Origin of the sequence: Parabacteroides sp. AF39-10AC (assembly GCF_003635405.1) — a bacterium.
Classification (GTDB): Bacteria; Bacteroidota; Bacteroidia; order Bacteroidales; family Tannerellaceae; genus Parabacteroides; species Parabacteroides distasonis.
In genome coordinates this window covers 13,110-30,189 of sequence record NZ_QTLP01000032.1, presented here as the reverse complement: position 1 = coordinate 30,189, position 17,080 = coordinate 13,110, and the positions used below count along the sequence as shown (strand labels likewise).

Below are 17,080 nucleotides of genomic sequence, written 5' to 3'. Positions count from 1 at the left end.
AATACGTTCGTACGGCCGATGGCGGGTATCCGTACGGCTGTCCTCTTGTAGCTGCCCGGCCGCGTGTCCGCGTTTATGCGGATACGGTAAACGAGCTACGGGAATGTCAACACGAAGGTAGTCTGCCGTTGGGCCGGGTTGCTTCTCAACGCGATGCTGCCGCCGGACAGGCGCATGATCTGTCGTGAGATGGACAGCCCGATACCGCTTCCACCTTCTTTCGTGGTGAAGAACGGCACGAATATATGCTCGGCTTCCTCGGGGGGGATGATGGGGCCGTTGTTCGTCACTTCTAGGATAACGGCCTCGTTGGGGTCGCAATACGCCTTGAACAAGATAAGGCCGTTTTCTTGCTCGTGCCCGATCGCTTGCATGGCGTTCTTCAAGAGGTTCAAGACTACTTGCGTGATCAGGTTCTCGTCGGCGTAGACGATCAAGTCCTTCGGTTCCACGTCGATGCGAATGGTTATGTTCGGGTAATTATTGTGGTGGCGGGCCAACCGCGTGAGCCGTTCGGCGAATTTGTTGACGTAGAATAAAGAGGGCTGAGGCGTCGGTATATGCGTAAACTTACGGTAAGACTCGACGAACGCGATCAAGCTCTTTCCGGTAGAGCTGATTACCTCCAAGCCGCCCCGTATCTCCTCGTCGACATTCTGGTGGAGGGAAAGCAAGGTGTCGCTCAAGGAGGTGATAGGGGTGACGGAGTTCATGATCTCATGGGTCAAGACCCGTGTCAGTCGTATCCATGACTCGATCTCCTTATCGTCCAGCTCGCTGTTGATATCATTGATCGCGATGATGCGGACGTGTTTCTCTTGGAGCGTCATCTCGGAGACACGGACCGAGAGATGTACCGTACCCCGCTCGTTGATAAAGGAGATCTGATGTTTCTCGCCGGGACGAACGTCGCTGATGAGGCGCTCTAGATTCTCGTCGATACGTCCGAGCTGGCGGGCATGGGTAAAGACTGTCAATCCCAGCAGTCGCAAGGCCTCGTTGTTTGTCTGGAAAATATTGCCCTTATCATCTTCTACGATGATACCCGTATTCACTTGGTTCATGATCAACTCGTAATATTTCTCTTTCTGGATCGCCTCGGCTTTCGCTTGAAAAAGTATTTGGGTGATGCGGTTTAAGGAGTCGCTAACCAGCTTGTCGTTGGAGGAGCGCCCCCGGGTAGCGTACTTGAAAGCGTAATCGCTATTGTCGATCGCGTCGAACATGAAGGCTACCTTTTGCGCGTTCCGCTTGAACAAAAGGCTGATGCCCCGCAAGGCAGCCAGCCATCCGATGCCTAAGAACAGGAACCACCCCCATTCTTCCGCCAAGGCCAAGTAGGTGAGTGCCGCCGTCAGCCCGATAGCGAGGGCGAGGCGGAAGGTGAGGCTGTAATAAATGCCTTTAAAGTTCATACCGCTTGATCTTATTATAAAGCGTTTGCCGTGAGATACCCAACTGGTTCGCCACGAGCGAGAGATTGCCGCCGAATTTATCCATGGCGGCCTTGATCATAGTATACTCCATTTCCTCGAGCGTAGTGATGTCATTCTTGACGGGCGCCTCCCGCTTACGAGGGAAATCGAAATTGCTGCCATCTAAAGTATCACCGTCGGCGATGATAATCGCTTTCTCCACGGTATGTTCCAGTTCGCGGATATTACCCAGCCAAGGTTGGGCTTTCAGCTTTTCCTTGGCGTCGTCGGTGAGGGCCATGGGCTTTTTACCGTAGATATTGGTATATTTCGTGATGAATATCTCGGTAAGCGGTACGATATCCTCCGGCCGCTCCCTCAAGGGCGGGATCTCTACGTGTATCGTATTGATACGATACAGCAAGTCCTCGCGGAATTGCTCTTTCTGTACCATCTCCTGCAAGTCCCGGTTCGTGGCGCAGATCAAGCGGATATTGATGGGGATCGGGGTATTGCTACCTACCCGTACGATGCTCCGGCGTTGCAAGGCGGTCAGTAATTTGGCTTGCAGATGATAAGACAGGTTACCGATCTCGTCGAGGAACAAGCTTCCGTTGTTCGCTACCTCGAACTTACCGGGGCGATCCGTCCGGGCGTCGGTGAAGGCCCCTTTTACGTGGCCGAATAACTCGCTCTCGAACAGCGTCTCCGTGATAGCGCCCATATCCACCGGTACCATGGCCTCATCCTTGCGGGGGGATAGCAGGTGTATTTCCCGGGCCAGCATTTCCTTACCGGTTCCGTTCTCTCCCGTGATTAATAGATTGGCGTCTGTCTTGGCTACTTTCTCTATCAGCATCCGTAGTTGCTGCATGGCGTTGCTGTCTCCCCAGAACATACCGCTTTCCTTGGATACCAACTGCTTGTTGCCGACACCGCCTTTATGATTGGCCGAGCGGATTTGGTAAGCGGCTTGCAAGGTTTCCAATAATTTGGCGTTGTCCCAAGGCTTTACCACGAAATCGGTGGCTCCTTCCTTGATTCCTCTTACCGCCAGATCGATGTCGGCGTAGGCGGTAAAGAGAACGACTTGTATCGAGGGATAAGCCTTCTTGATCTCGGAGAGCCAGAACAGCCCCTCGTTGCCGCTGTTTATACCGGCGCTGAAATTCATGTCGAGCAATACGACATCCACGTTCTCGTCGTGCAGCGTGTTTTTTATCTTGTTCGGGGTAGAGATGGTGATAACCTTCTCGAAGCAAGTTCCTAACAGCATTTGTACGGCGGTCAGGATACCTTTATTATCATCCACAACTAGTATAGTGCCTTGTTTTGCCATGTCATGTCCATTTATACGGGCAAAGATACTCGATCTGGTCGATACTTCCTAAACCAGATACACCCTATTTCTGTTTCATATACCGTATGGATAAAGAAATAACGAATATAAATGGTCAGACGGGAGGGAATATCCCGGATGGCTTGCCAATCCCTAGCCGTTATTGGGCGATCCTAGCGATTGGGCTTGGTGTTACCGTGTCGGTGTTGGATGGGGCGATCGCAAACGTGGCTTTACCTACGATTGCCGGCGATCTCCATACGAGTCCGTCTGCTTCTATATGGGTGGTGAACGCTTATCAGTTGGCGATCACGATTTCTTTACTGTCGTTATCGTCGATGGGAGAGATCTGGGGGTATCGGAAGGTGTATACGATCGGGTTGCTGTTATTTAGCTGTACCTCTTTGGCCTGCGCTTTATCCGATTCCTTGTTTACGCTGATTATCGCCCGTACGCTACAAGGTTTTGGCGCCGCTGCCATAGCGAGCGTGAATACGGCCTTGATCCGTATTATTTATCCCAAACGTTTTCTGGGGCGAGGTATGGGGATTAATGCCTTGGTGGTATCCGTATCGGCCGCCGCTGGTCCTACGATAGCCGCCGGTATATTGTCCGTGGGGAACTGGCCTTGGTTGTTCGCTATAAATATCCCGATAGGTATTACCGCTTTGATATTGAGCTTTAAGTTCTTGCCGCAAAATCCGGTGAAGGCTGTCGGACGTAAGTTTGATGTTACGGCGGCACTCATGAACGCGCTGACATTCGGTTTGGTGATAGCGATTATCGAGGCGTTCACGCATGATGTACATATCTCATTGATAATAGCGGCGATTGTTATCGTATTGTTCTGTGGGTATTTCTATATCCGGAGAGAGGAACGGCAGGCCTATCCATTATTGCCGATAGACTTGCTGCGTATTCCTCTTTTTACCCTTTCTATCATTACGTCTGTGTTTTCTTTCATCGCTCAGATGCTGGCTATGGTCTCTTTCCCGTTTTTCTTGCAGCGGGTACTGGGACGCGATGAGGTGGCGACCGGCTTATTATTGACTCCTTGGCCTTTGGCGACAATGGTGTGCGCCCCTTTGGCCGGGATCTTGTCGGAGAAAATGAATGCCGGGGTCTTGAGTGGTATCGGGTTGATTATCTTCTCGGGAGGGTTGTTCTCGTTGGCGGAATTACCGGCGCATCCTTCCGATCTGGATATTATCTGGCGCATGGCGCTTTGCGGTTGTGGCTTCGGGTTGTTCCAGACTCCTAACAATAGCCTCATGATCGGGGCCGCTCCGGAAAGTAGGAGTGGAGGGGCTAGTGGTATGTTGGGTACGGCCCGTTTGCTGGGACAAACTTGCGGGGCTTCGCTGGTAGCCTTGATGTTTAAGTTATTTCCCGGCCATAGCATGCCCGCGGCGTTATGGCTGGGAAGTGTGTTGGCCTTGATCGGGGCGGTTATTAGTTTCTCCCGGATCAATCGTAAGGCTTGATCGGATTAGGCGAGATGCGATTTTACCTGCATTTTCGCCCGGTATCCCAGCAGGCATACGGAGCATAAGAAGCCTAATGGGTAAGCCATCCAAATCCCGGCGATACCCCAATGGAACGTGAATCCCAATAGATATCCGGCAGGTATGGCTATGATGAAATAAGCGAGAAACGAGATCCACATAATCGCTTTCACGTCGGCTAGCCCTCGTAAGGAGTTCGCTAAAATGATTTGTGCGCTGTCTCCTATTTGATAGAGCATCAATATGGGGAGTAGTGTCTTCACGATTGCGTTGACATGAAGATTATCCGTAAATATTAATCCAAGCCAGGATTGGGTCATGAATAAGGTGGTGCAGACAATACAAACGACAATAAGCCCTAGATGAAGCCCGGCAATGGTGATCTTACGCACCATATACCAGTCGTTCGCCCCTTTATAATAACTGGTACGAATCGCTACGGCGGCTCCAAGACCTAAATAGATGGTAAAACTGATCGTTGATATGGTAATGGCTATTTGATGGGCGGCAAGCTCAAGGCTACCCAGCCAACCCACCATGATGGCGGTGACGCAGAATGTTCCCGCTTCCAAGCCTTGTTGTAGACTGATCGGCCAGCCTATGGAATTCAGCCTTCTCCAACTCTGCTTATTGATACGAATATGGGTGAAACCTTTCCGGTAAGGCTTATAGTCGGTTCGCAGCATGAATACGGCGATGAAAAGCAATAGCATGATGATACGCGAGATAAAGGTGCTTATACCTGCCCCGAGCAGTCCGAGTTCCGGCATTCCGCATTTTCCGTAAATGAGGATATAGTTGCCGATGATATTCAGCAGATTCCCTGTCAATAGGACCCACATGGATATGGATGGGTTGGCTATGCCTTCCACGAATTGACGGAATGAATTATAAAGCATTACGAATAGGATCGAGACTAATGAGACTGCGAAATAAGGTCTTATCAATGGCAAGAGTTCTTCGGGTTGGCCTAAAGAGTCTAGGTTTAGGTAAATCCCCAGTAAGACGGCTATCAATAATAAGGTGGTAGTCATATTGGCAACCAGACTGTTTTTGAGCCAGCCTCCGATCACGATCTTTTTATTCATCGCTAAATTCTGTCCGATCAGCGGGGTAAGATTATAGGAGAATCCGGTTCCCATTATGATAAACGCATTTATTACATTATTGACGAACGATGCCGCCGCTAGTTCCTCCGTACTGTGCTGTCCCACCATGATGGTGTCTGCCAATCCGGTGATGATAGCCCCCAATTGTCCGATGATGATAGGTACCCCTAGCATTACTAAGGATTTATAATATTGTTTGTAACCCGCTATTCTATTGTACATATGTATTGTTCTGTTATTAATGATGGTGTAAAAATCCTTGATCGTATATACCGGATATACGATAGAGTTGTTCTAAATGAAAATGTAAAGATAAATTAGAAGGAATAGGGTGCGGATACGGTAGAACCTCTCGTAGTCCAATGGACGAACAAGATGCTTTTAGTCGTAAAAAAATAATATTCGAATTTACAGCTCATACCTCTTCTTAGATTTAGCGGCGCAAAATTACATAAAATCACTGGAATCCGCAAACCTTCAAAATTACCTTTGTTTTTGGGATCGTACTTTTTTTATATCTTTACGGTTATAAGATAAATGAATGATTATGGATCAATTCGTAGAACAATTAAGGCAGGTGTCTCCTTTATCAGATGAGATCGTGAGGCAGTTGTTGGAAGAAATGAAAGAGGTTTCTTTTGCTAAGGGAGAATTATCGATCCGGGAGGGAGAAAGAGATCCGTTTGTTTGGTTCGTGAAAACCGGATTGGTCCGGGCTTTCGTGGAGCGTGAGGGAAAAGATATCTCGTTATGGTTCGCCTCAGATAGCGAGGTGATCAATTTTGTTTATCGGGATATCTCCGCCTATAATGTTCAAATGGTGGAGAATACGACATTATTGAGAATACCGAAAACGAAATTGGATTACCTATGCCGGAGCTCCCTTGAGTTGGCCAATTGGGGATTGAAAATACAAGATTACTATCTTCGGGAATATGAGAACTATTTTATAAACGATAGCTGGATGGAAGCTCGTGAACAATATGAGTCATTGCTGAAAACCCGTCCGGACTTGATCTTGAAACTACCCTTGAAACATATCGCCTCTTATTTACAGATAACCCCACAGTCATTGAGCCGTATCCGTGCTTCTGTAAAAAAATAGGGAAAAGTCATTATTTATCATAGGGTAATTTTTCTTGTTTTCAATAGCCATATCTTTGCGTCGTTAAAAACGTGAAGTGGATAATATGAAAATGAGTGGAGAAAAGGCGATCCATCGCCAAGAGTTGGAGCGTGGTTTACTAACCCAAAAGATTTCAAGACTATTTCTGAAATATACGATACCGGGAGTAGCCGGCCTATTATTCCTCGGGATTCAGTCGGTGATCGATGGTGTGATATTAGGGCGGTTTGTCGGGGCGAACGCTTTGGCCAGCGTGAATCTGATCTTACCTTGCTATAGTTTGATGACGGCTTTGTCTATCGTGATAGGAGTAGGGTGTCAGACCTTGATCGGTATAAACCTCGGACGTTCGGATCGGCAAGAGGCGAATAACGCTATAACTACTTCGTTCTTGTTTCTTGGAGGAATATCCGTTTTGATTAGCGGGTTGATTTATATATTCGCCGGAGATATCGCCCGTATGTTAGGTGCGAATGACGTATTGGTTACGGGAGCCGTGGACTATATTCGTTCCCTTGTCCCGTTTTTCCCTTTATTATCATTGATGTTCTTAGGAGATTATATGATTAAGGCGATGGGGCATCCGCTTTATGCCATGATCGTAATGGGAAGTACGGTGTTGATTAATATCGGTCTGGATATTTTGTTTATCCCGGTAATGGGTTTAGGGATTAAGGGGGCGGGATTGGCTACAGGCTTGGCCTTTACCTTGGGAGCGCTGTTCAATATTCCCCGGATGTTCCAGCGAGGGCAAGTCGTAGCGGTACAAAGAGGACGTTTCCGTTGGCCTTTGGTCTGGAATGCGTTATACAATGGCTCTTCGGAAGGAATATCCGAGCTATCTGCCGGAATCACGATTTTTTTGTTCAATATAACGATGATGCGATATTTAGGAGAGGATGGAGTCGCCGCCTTTACGGCGATTAACTATATCCTGTTTATCGCCACCACGGTATTTTTAGGGATATCCGATGGAATTATACCGATTATCAGTTATAATTTCGGGGCGGGAAGATTGGACCGGATCGAGAAAGTGCTGAGATTAGCAGGGCGTGTTAATTTTATGATAGGTATAACGTTATTCGCCATCTTATTCTTTTTCGGGCAACAGATCACGTCCTTTTTCTTTAAGGGAGGAGAGGCTTTGGACGCTTTGGCGATCGCTAATTACGGCATAACGATTTATTGCTTCACCTTCTTGATGAGTGGGCTGAATATATTGGCCTCCAGTTATTTCACGGCTATCGGCAACGCTAAGCTGTCGGTTGTTATCTCTATGCTGCGTAGCTTGGTATTCGTAACCTTTGGTATTATCGTTTATCCTTCTTTATTCGGCATCCAAAGTATTTGGTATAATGTACCGGTGGCGGAGTTGTGTACGTTATTTATCTCCTTTATGTTGGTAAGGAGAGAACTTTTAAAAGAGGCCGTGCTGAAAAATTAATCAGCACAACCCTCTTAATTTCTTATTCGATATTCTTCCGTATCTTCGTCAGATACTCTTTCATCTTCTCGGAATCCTTATCCTTGATGATTTCTTGCAAGATATGCAATTCCTCTTGTATCCGTTCGATTTGGCGAGGGGTACGGGGGTTGAAAAGGATCTCGGTCAATAGATAATCGTCCTCGGACAGAAGGCCGCGGGCGATTTTCATATGGCGTTTGAACGTCGTACCCGGAGCATCCTGATGCTTCATCGTAGCGGCAAATACCATAGTGGAGGCGAAAGGGATACCTAGTGAGTAGGCTACCACTTTATCGTGCTCCTCGAACGTGTATTCGCAGATATGCAGGCGGAGGCTGGAATAAATATCCTTGAAGAAGATCTTGCCCAGATGATCGCCCTCGGAGATAATAATCGTATTCTCTTTCTCCAGTTGTCCCAGATTAGCGAATGTAGGTCCGAACATCGGGTGAGTGGAGACATACGGGAAACCGCATGTCTCATAAAACTCCTTTAAATAAGTCTTCACGGAAGCGATATCGGAAATAATGCAATACGGTTGCAAGTAAGGCATTACGGCCTTGAAAGCCTCTATCGTGTAACTTAACGTCACGCAGTTGATGACCAACTCGGGATTGAAATCCTTAACCTCTTCCGGGCTTTGTAGGCGAAGGGCATTATAGATAAAACGCATACGTTTCGGATCTTTCTCCAATACGGCTACCTCATGATCAAAACTAAGCAAGTCGGTAAAGAAAGAACCCATCTTTCCTGCGCCTAAAATCAATATTTTCATCTTATAAATTATTGTTCGTTCATGATAATCATTTGCTGGCGCACGGATTCCTCATGGATCTCCTTCAAGATCTCCTTTACAAAGTCCGGGCTCAGGTCCATTTGCTCACCCATGCTGGAGCGCTTCTCTAAGATCTCGCTGTAACGGGGAGACTGCAAGATCGGCATATTGTGCTCTTTCTTATAAACGCCGATCTCCTTGGAGATACGCATACGTTTAGCCAAAAGCTCCAATAATTGCTCGTCGATACCATCGATCTGGCGGCGAAGAGCGGTCAGGTTCTCGGTAGTCTGGTTTACGTCACGGATCACCAATAGGTTCAATACGTAATCCAATACATCCGGGGTGATTTGCTGGGAAGCATCGCTCCAAGCGCAATCCGGGTTACAATGAGACTCTACGATCAAGCCGTCGAAACTCAAGTCCATCGCTTGCTGGCAAAGTGGGGCTACCAACTCACGCTTACCACCAATGTGACTAGGATCACAGAAAATAGGCAGGTCCGGCATACGGCGGCGAAGCTCGATAGGAATATGCCACAACGGAAGGTTACGGTAGATCTTCTTGTCGTATGAGCTGAAACCTCTATGGATAGCACCCAAACGATGAATGCCCGCTCCGTACAAACGCTCGAACGCTCCGATCCACAACTCCAAGTCCGGGTTAACCGGGTTCTTGATCAATACAGGTACATCAACCCCTTTTAACGCGTCGGCGATCTCTTGGACAGCGAATGGGTTTACCGTCGTACGTGCTCCGATCCAAAGGATATCGATACCGGCTTTCAATGCCTCGAATACATGATCTTTAGTCGCTACCTCGGTAGATACCAGCATGCCGGTCTCTTTTTTCACTTTCTTCAACCAAGCCAATCCCTCGGCTCCGATGCCCTCGAATCCACCCGGTTTCGTACGAGGCTTCCAAATACCCGCGCGGAATATCTTAACGCCTCTGGAGGCTAATCCTTGGGCTGTTTCTAACACTTGCTCTTCTGTCTCGGCGCTACAAGGGCCTGCGATTACGATAGGACGTTGTGTGTCAACTCCCGGTAATGCTAACGGTTCAATCTTCATTTCCATCTTTGTGATCTATATTTTAATTTTCAATTTTCAGTTATAAATTCTCAATTCTCTTCAAGGCTTCTTCTAAAGTCTCGTTCTTGCAGCAAAGGGAGATACGGATATAACGCTCGCCACGGCTACCGAAGATAAATCCCGGCGTAAGGAATACGTTTGCCTCGTATAGCACCTTGTTGGCGATTGCCTCGCCGCTCTCGGCGGAGTCGGGGATACGTCCCCAAAGGAACATACCTACTTGGTTCTCGTCGTACTCGCATCCCAAAGTACGCATGATTTGTCCGGCAAGGTCCCGGCGGCTACGGTAGACACGATTCATGTTATCGTACCATTCTTTCTTTGCGCTCAGGGCTTCTACCGCCGCATATTGCATCGGCTTGAACTGCCCGGAGTCGATATTGCTTTTTACCTTCAGTATCCATTGGACGAATTGGGCGTTGGAAGCCAGCATCGCCATACGCCAACCCGGCATATTATGAGCCTTACTCATGGAGTTCATCTCGATGCAGATCTCTTTGGCTCCCGGTATGCTTAAGATACTTAGCGGATGCTCATTCAAGATGAAGCTATAGGGGTTATCATTACATATAATAATACCGTGCTTCCGGCCGAAGGCCACTAGCTTCTCGTATAGCTCTACGCTAGCGTTCGCCCCTGTGGGCATATTCGGGTAATTGGTCCACATCAGCTTTACGTTGGAGAGATCCATTTTCTCCAGTTCCTCGAAATCCGGTTGCCATCCCAGTTCCTCTTTCAACTCGTAAGGGATCAAACGAGCCTCTACCAGCTTGCTGACGGAACTATATGTCGGATATCCCGGGTTCGGAACCAGTACGCCATCCCCCGGATTCAAGAATGCCAGCGAGATATGCAAGATACCTTCTTTGGAGCCGATGAGCGGTTGGATCTCTGTTTTCGGGTCCAAGTCTACGTCGTACCACGTCTTGTACCAGTCGGCGAATCCCTTACGCAGTTCCGGTATGCCCACGTACGGCTGATAACCGTGCTCGTTCGCTTTGCGGGCATGTTCACACAACGTCTCGATGGTTTGTTCCGAAGGTGGAAGGTCGGGGCTGCCCACGCCAAGGTTAATGACGTTCTTGCCTGCGGTGTTCATCTCGGCTACTTCCTTCAGTTTCTTGGAGAAGTAGTATTCCTGTACGCTACCTACACGGTTAGCGGGTGTAATGTTACACACTTTGTTTTCCTTCTGCATATTCGCCTAATATTTTTAAGTCTTTTGTTAACGGTCTGATAGCGTCCAACGCTTGTTTGTAACGGGTGAAATCCGTGAAAGTAAGGTCGATGTAGAACAAGTATTCCCATTCACGCCCGATAATAGGCAAGGACTGTATTTTAGAAAGATTCATGTCGTAAAAAGAGAGAACGGAGAGGACTTTGGAAAGGCTGCCGGAAGTGTGGGGAAGAGCGAATACGAGAGAGGATTTGTTTTTATCGGTTCCTCGAAGCATCTCATCCGCCGTCCAACGGTCCGCTATAGCGAGGAAGCGGGTGAAATTCCGTTTGTTAGTCTCGATCCCCTCGGCAAGGACTTCCATCTTGTAGATCTGGGCGGCCAGTTTCCCGCATATCGCCGCATGTCCTTTCAGTTGGTTCTCCGAGATCCACCGGGCACTCATGGCGGTATCTTCTTTCTCTACCACCTTGGCGTTGGGCAGAGTATCGAGGAAATCGGTACATTGCATCAACGCTATCGGATGGGAGTTGACCTCTGTTACCTCGTGTATCGAGGTTCCCGGAAGCGCTACCAAGGAATGGGAGATACGTAGCTTATACTCGCCGGTAACACTCAGCCCGCTTTCACGGATCAGCTCATGGTTTTGAAGGAGGCTTCCCGCTATCGTATTCTCGATGGCCATCATGCCCAGTACGGACGGGTCTTTCTTGATCGTCGTGATAACATCCCGAAACGTATTGCAAGGGATGATTTCTATTTCTTCACCTTCATGATAATTACGGGCGGCGATGTCGTGATACGAACCGGCTATTCCCTGTATTGCTACTTTCTTTTTCATCTTGTTTCTCTATTTTTACTCTAAACTGTTACAAACAAAAAAAGTCCCACCGAAACCGGCAGGACTTTATATTTTATTGATATTTATATTCAATCATCAACGCTTTACATACAAACTCCTGCCTTTACTCTGCTAAAGTAAAAGTAATAAAAGTAATATGTAAAGCTAAATCGATTCATTGTCTGTTTGTTTTTAAATACGCAGCAAAAGTAACGCTTTTTTGGAAACTACAAGCAAAAAGTGATATTTTTTTTCTGTTACATTTAATTTTTATCTTAACTGTTTCTGAACTTCTGTGGAGATACGCCTACGTACCGTTTAAAGTACTTACCGAAAAAGGATACATTCGGGAAGTTCAAGGAGTAAGATATCTCTTGGATAGTCAAGTCCGTAGCCATCAATTGCGATTTTGCGTCCATGATTATCATATCGGCTATGATATCGGATACGGAACGTCCTGTCTTTTGCTTGATGATCATGCAGAGGTGCTGGGGAGAAATACTTAGTTGGCTGGCATAAAAAGCCGTTTGCCGCTTTGAGGTATAATTCTTCATCACCAGTTGGATGAATTTCTTGTGGATCTCGTCGCTACGGCTCGTTATCTTGTTAGGCCATGATTTCCCTTGATATAAATCGCTGATCCCATGGATCATGGTAAGCAGGATATGTTTCACCATCTCCCTGTTTATGGATTTCTCTTTCGCTTGTACCCGCTCTAGCAAATGGAAATAATCGTTAATGAAGTCCGCCCGGTCCTCACTCAGTGATATGATCGGATTCTCGTAGATAGTAGGTAAGGCGCTCATCGTAGACTTTATCATGTTCACGCAGTCCATGAACTCGGATGAGAATCCTATAAAGGAAAGGCGGAAACTCTCTTTCTGCTCACAGAACTGAATAATGCTTCCCGGCATCAAGGTGATGAAATCATTCGGTTTCAACGTGTACTCTGTCAAGTTGATGGATGCCCTTAAATTTCCTTCAACGCATAAAGCGAAAATACCTGCTTTTAACCGGCAAGTCTGCTTGTAAAAGTTTAAGATTGCCTCGGTAATGTCGTTTCCTACGACATAATCCCGGGGCAAATCTAATTGTGGTAAGTTTGCGTTCATCCGTTATTTTATTAATGATCGAACACAAAAGTAGTAAAAGTGCTGTTGATTCACTTCTTAATTTAAAAATAGACCAATTAATCCTTGAATCAGACTTATTCCGCTTGTGCTTCCTTATTCCGTTTATGCAAGCTTTTCAGTTCGAAGGATAGCATGACACGGAATATACCTATTATTAATAAGGCGTAAGCGATCATGTAAACCAACGTGAAGGCCCCTAGGGCGGGTTGCCAGATAACACCGATGGAGCAAAGGATAGCCAAGATACCGAAGACCATGTACCAACCCCAGTTCCGTGTACCGTATCGTTTCAGGTCCATCGAGTAACCGGTAGCCGAGAAGCCTCTGAACATAAGCCAGAATGCCAAGACAAACGGAAGCACCTCCATGCTAAGTCCCGGGCTTGCCATCAAGAATATACCTAAGATCAAGTCGATAATACCTCCGGCCAAATACCATCCCCAACTGCTGATACCCTTTTTGTTCGCCAAGGCGAAAGCGATCTCGAACAAGCCGCTTACGAACATAGAGACGCTGAATAAGATACTAAGCGCTACGTAGCTCGCCAATGGCGCGAACATTAAATAAATAGCGACGATGATGTAAAGCAGTCCGACCAATAGTGACAACCACCAATTCTTGACCGCATAATCCATTTTATCAATAAATGTTTTCATATTGGATAATATTTGTATTGTAATTACCCAATTAACAAAGGGAAGGAAGAAAAAGTTCTGGGTATTTGTGGCTAGGATATCCTTAAAAACTTTGTCCTTTGGAAATTAATTCTTTTCTTTGACGTTTCAAATCAATATAGGTATATAAGTACGAGGATTATGATGAAAAATTTGATAGCGATAACTTGTTTTGTCGTGGCGTTGGTGTCTTGTAATAAGGTGGAACATAAGCTGGAAGGAAAATGGCAATTGAAAACCGTAGAGGCGAATGGGGTGGTCCAGACGGTGGATACGGTTTGGTATAACTTCCAGACCTCTTTGTTCGAGTACCAATTATATGACCCGGCAAAGGACGTATATCGTACGAATTTCGGTTATAAGACGTTGGAGGGAGATACGAGACTGGATCTGGAGTTGGTCAACTATGGAGGTACACCTTTGGAACAATTCATGCGTTATACGGATTGGACCTCACCTAAACAAACTTTCACGATCGAGCAGTCATCTGTGACGAATCTGGTAATGAGCTGCGAAGGAAGAACGTATACGTTTAAGAAATTCTAAGATATCATGTGCTGTTTGATCTCAGTCCCTCATAAGGAGTACTCCAGTACTCCCTAAGAAGTACTGCGATACTCTTTGCGAAGTACTGGAGTACTTCTTACGAAGTACTCTCCGCAGTGTTAGATCATGCGATCAAATCCGCTTCTATAGCTTGCGCCACCTTGATTAAATCGGCGGGGGCTATCTGTATCTGCAAGCCTCGTTGTCCGGCGCTTACATAGATCTTATCGAAGCCGGATGCCGTAGGATGGATATACGTAGGGAAATGCTTTTTCATGCCGATAGGCGAGCATCCTCCCCGGATATAACCGGTAAGCGGTAACAACTCTTTCACGGGGATCATCTCGCATTTCTTGTTCCCGGATACCTTGGCCGCCTTTTTCAAGTCCACCTCGTCCGCTCCGGGGATCACGCATACGAAATAACCGCTCTTATCGCCATGCAAGATCAAGGTCTTGAATACTTGGGCGATATCTTCCCCTAGCTGCTCCGCTACATGCGTAGCGCTCAGATCATTCTCGTCTACTTCATAAGGCACGAGCTGGTAGGCGATCTTAGCCTTGTCCAGCAGGCGTGCCACGTTTGTCTTATTAATCTTCTCTTTCATCGTTTAGATCCCTTTCATGGATAATTGAACACGTTTTCTGGATAGGTCTACGCTTAGAACCTTCACCTTGACATGCTGATGGATGGAGACCACTTGGGTAGGATCGCTTACGAAACGATCCGCCAGCTCGGAGATATGGACAAGCCCGTTTTCCTTGATTCCTACATCGACGAAACAACCGAAGTTGGTGATGTTGGTCACGATACCGGGCAATACTTGCCCTTCTTTCAAATCCTCGATCGTTTTCACCGTAGGATCGAACGCGAATACTTGGATCGTTTGGCGGGGATCACGGCCCGGTTTATCCAGTTCCTCCATGATATCAAGCAGGGTAGGCATCCCGACCTTATCCGTAAGGTAGTCCGTTAGTTTTAGTTTCTTTTTAAGTGCTTTGTCGGTGATCAGGTCGGCTACCGAGCATTTTAGGTCCTTGGCCATCCGTTCGACAATCGGGTAGCTCTCGGGGTGTACGGCCGAGTTGTCCAACGGGTTCTTTCCGTCGGGTATCCGTAGGAATCCGGCGCTTTGTTCGAAAGCCTTCTCTCCCATACGGGGGACTTTCATCAGTTCTTTCCGGGAAGTGAAGGGTCCGTGCTCCGCCCGGTAATTCACGATGTTTTGCGCTAGCGTAGGGCCTAATCCCGAGATGTAAGTCAACAAATGCTTGCTCGCCGTATTCACGTTTACACCTACTAAATTCACGCAACTCTCCACGGTTTGATCCAGACTCTTTTTCAAGGCGTTTTGCTCTACGTCATGCTGGTATTGGCCGACACCGATACTCTTCGGATCGATCTTGACCAACTCGGCCAAAGGGTCCATCAGCCGGCGACCGATGCTGACAGCTCCGCGTACCGTGACATCGTATTCGGGAAACTCCTCCCTTGCGATCTTGGACGCGGAGTAGATAGAGGCTCCGTTTTCGCTGACTACGAACACTTGTACCTTGCGGTCGTATCGTATATTCGTGATGAACTGCTCGGTCTCACGACTGGCGGTACCATTACCGATGGCAATGGCATCTATGGCGTAAGTGGCTACTAACTGGGCGACCTTAGCGGCGGCTTTGCCCTTCTCGTTCTGGGGCGGATGCGGGAAGATCGCCTCGTTATGCAGTAAATTCCCCTGTGCGTCCAGACAGACCAACTTACATCCGGTACGGTAGCCGGGGTCTACGCCTAATACCCGTTTTTGTCTCAAAGGGGGGGCGAGCAGTAATTGTCGGAGGTTCTCGGCAAATACCCGGATCGCCTCCTCATCGGCTTTCGCCTTGCTCTGGTTGGAGAACTCCGTCTCGATAGAGGGTTTCAGCAGGCGTTTGAAAGAATCGTCGACAGCTGTAGCCACTTGCTCGGAAACCTCTCCACGACCTTTTACGAAACGCCGGTTCAAGCGATCCAGACAAGATTCCGCGTCGGGAGAGATACTTACACGAAGGATACCTTCCGCCTCTCCCCGTCGGAGAGCCAATAAGCGATGGGAACTGGCCCGGTTCAAAGGCTCGCTGAAATCAAAGTAATCCCGGTATTTAGCGCCTTCCTCTTCTTTCCCCTTGATCACTTTGGATGTGATCATGGCGGTATGAGCGAAAGAGTTACGTACGGTATTACGTGCCGATTCGTTCTCGTTGATCCATTCGGCGATAATGTCCCGTGCCCCTTGCAAGGCTTCTTCGGCATTTTTCACTTCCCCCTTGATAAAACTCTTGATGCGTGCGGATAGGTTATTCTCGTTTTGCATCATAACGATCTTAGCCAAGGGTTCCAGTCCTTTCCGGCGTGCGATCTCCGCCTTGGTGACCCGTTTCGGTTTGTAAGGGAGATATAAATCCTCGACCTCGGTGCTATCCCAAGACTCCTCGATGCGTTTCCGGAGCTCGGGAGTAAGTTTCTCTTGCTCTTCTATCGTGGCGAGGATCGTTTCCTTTCGTTTGCGCAGTTCCGTCAGTTTATCCAGTTGATCTTTGATGGCACCGATTTGCACCTCGTCTAATCCTCCGGTCACCTCTTTCCGGTAACGACTTATAAAAGGTATGGTAGCGCCTTCGTTCAAGAGCCCGATTGTCCGTTCCACTTGTCCTTCCGGAATTTGTAGAAAACGGGCTATAAGCGTGTGAAATACGTTTGTCATATCTAGTTTTCTTAGAATTGGAGTACAAATATACGGTTTTGCTTATATTTTCGGTCGGGATGCTCACTTCTTGGGCTTATTATTTGTATCTTTCATTAATTTTCAAGAATTTTACGGCCGGAATATTCAAGCCTTTGATTAAAA

At 47.4% G+C, this 17,080-nt stretch carries 15 protein-coding genes; 4 read left to right on the top strand and 11 right to left on the bottom strand.

Translation table 11 applies throughout. The features are described from left to right. Positions 1 to 95: 95 nt before the first annotated feature. Positions 96 to 1,415, bottom strand: coding sequence for a PAS domain-containing sensor histidine kinase (locus tag DW033_RS21285; protein ID WP_048927419.1), 1,320 nt, complete (start codon positions 1,413 to 1,415; stop codon positions 96 to 98). Next, positions 1,405 to 2,754 carry a sigma-54 dependent transcriptional regulator gene (locus DW033_RS21280; protein WP_008771901.1) on the bottom strand — a complete coding sequence of 450 codons (1,350 nt, stop codon included), beginning with the start codon at positions 2,752 to 2,754 and terminating at the stop codon, positions 1,405 to 1,407. The genes DW033_RS21285 and DW033_RS21280 overlap by 11 nt, the downstream gene beginning before the upstream one ends. Before the next feature lie 86 nt (positions 2,755 to 2,840). Between DW033_RS21280 and DW033_RS21275 the strand changes: the two genes are divergently transcribed. After that, positions 2,841 to 4,238, top strand: coding sequence for an MFS transporter (locus DW033_RS21275; protein ID WP_005856339.1), 1,398 nt, complete (start codon positions 2,841 to 2,843; stop codon positions 4,236 to 4,238). A gap of 5 nt (positions 4,239 to 4,243) precedes the next feature. On the opposite strand, the gene DW033_RS21270 is transcribed toward DW033_RS21275, so the two are convergent. Further along, complete coding sequence (locus DW033_RS21270; RefSeq protein ID WP_005856341.1) at positions 4,244 to 5,590, bottom strand: MATE family efflux transporter; 1,347 nt, start codon at positions 5,588 to 5,590, stop codon at positions 4,244 to 4,246. Positions 5,591 to 5,909: 319 nt separating this feature from the next. Between DW033_RS21270 and DW033_RS21265 the strand changes: the two genes are divergently transcribed. Both DW033_RS21265 and DW033_RS21260 read left to right on the top strand, forming a co-directional pair. Continuing rightward, the gene (locus DW033_RS21265; RefSeq protein ID WP_172618153.1) at positions 5,910 to 6,473 is read left to right on the top strand and encodes a Crp/Fnr family transcriptional regulator; all 564 of its coding nucleotides are present in this window, start codon (positions 5,910 to 5,912) and stop codon (positions 6,471 to 6,473) included. Between the two features lie 85 nt (positions 6,474 to 6,558). Further along, entirely contained in the window at positions 6,559 to 7,938 is a 1,380-nt protein-coding gene (locus tag DW033_RS21260; protein WP_122383131.1) for an MATE family efflux transporter, read from the top strand. Positions 7,939 to 7,960: 22 nt separating this feature from the next. Here DW033_RS21260 and DW033_RS21255 read toward each other — a convergent pair whose 3' ends face one another. The 6 genes from DW033_RS21255 to DW033_RS21230 form a co-directional block, all read right to left on the bottom strand. Then, the gene (locus tag DW033_RS21255; RefSeq protein ID WP_022192855.1) at positions 7,961 to 8,734 is read right to left on the bottom strand and encodes a prephenate dehydrogenase/arogenate dehydrogenase family protein; all 774 of its coding nucleotides are present in this window, start codon (positions 8,732 to 8,734) and stop codon (positions 7,961 to 7,963) included. A gap of 8 nt (positions 8,735 to 8,742) precedes the next feature. Next, entirely contained in the window at positions 8,743 to 9,813 is a 1,071-nt protein-coding gene (locus tag DW033_RS21250; RefSeq protein ID WP_005868246.1) for a bifunctional 3-deoxy-7-phosphoheptulonate synthase/chorismate mutase type II, read from the bottom strand. 34 nt (positions 9,814 to 9,847) lie between these two features. Then, on the bottom strand, positions 9,848 to 11,026 hold the full coding sequence (locus tag DW033_RS21245; RefSeq protein WP_122383130.1) for a pyridoxal phosphate-dependent aminotransferase: 1,179 nt from the start codon (positions 11,024 to 11,026) through the stop codon (positions 9,848 to 9,850). Then, on the bottom strand, positions 11,001 to 11,846 hold the full coding sequence (locus tag DW033_RS21240) for a prephenate dehydratase (RefSeq protein ID WP_005856371.1): 846 nt from the start codon (positions 11,844 to 11,846) through the stop codon (positions 11,001 to 11,003). Before DW033_RS21240 ends, DW033_RS21245 begins: the two co-directional genes overlap by 26 nt. A 275-nt stretch (positions 11,847 to 12,121) precedes the next feature. Further along, the gene (locus DW033_RS21235; protein WP_122377603.1) at positions 12,122 to 12,958 is read right to left on the bottom strand and encodes an AraC family transcriptional regulator; all 837 of its coding nucleotides are present in this window, start codon (positions 12,956 to 12,958) and stop codon (positions 12,122 to 12,124) included. Positions 12,959 to 13,053: 95 nt separating this feature from the next. Continuing rightward, the gene (locus DW033_RS21230) at positions 13,054 to 13,635 is read right to left on the bottom strand and encodes an HdeD family acid-resistance protein (RefSeq protein WP_005856375.1); all 582 of its coding nucleotides are present in this window, start codon (positions 13,633 to 13,635) and stop codon (positions 13,054 to 13,056) included. A gap of 159 nt (positions 13,636 to 13,794) precedes the next feature. Between DW033_RS21230 and DW033_RS21225 the strand changes: the two genes are divergently transcribed. Further along, on the top strand, positions 13,795 to 14,199 hold the full coding sequence (locus tag DW033_RS21225) for a lipocalin-like domain-containing protein (RefSeq protein ID WP_008771908.1): 405 nt from the start codon (positions 13,795 to 13,797) through the stop codon (positions 14,197 to 14,199). A 124-nt stretch (positions 14,200 to 14,323) separates the two neighbouring features. On the opposite strand, the gene ybaK is transcribed toward DW033_RS21225, so the two are convergent. Then, positions 14,324 to 14,806 carry a Cys-tRNA(Pro) deacylase gene (gene ybaK / locus DW033_RS21220; RefSeq protein ID WP_005856380.1) on the bottom strand — a complete coding sequence of 161 codons (483 nt, stop codon included), beginning with the start codon at positions 14,804 to 14,806 and terminating at the stop codon, positions 14,324 to 14,326. Positions 14,807 to 14,809: 3 nt separating this feature from the next. Next, a complete protein-coding gene (locus tag DW033_RS21215) occupies positions 14,810 to 16,936 on the bottom strand; it encodes a Tex family protein (protein WP_122383129.1) in 2,127 nt (708 codons plus the stop codon). Positions 16,937 to 17,080 lie beyond the last annotated feature (144 nt).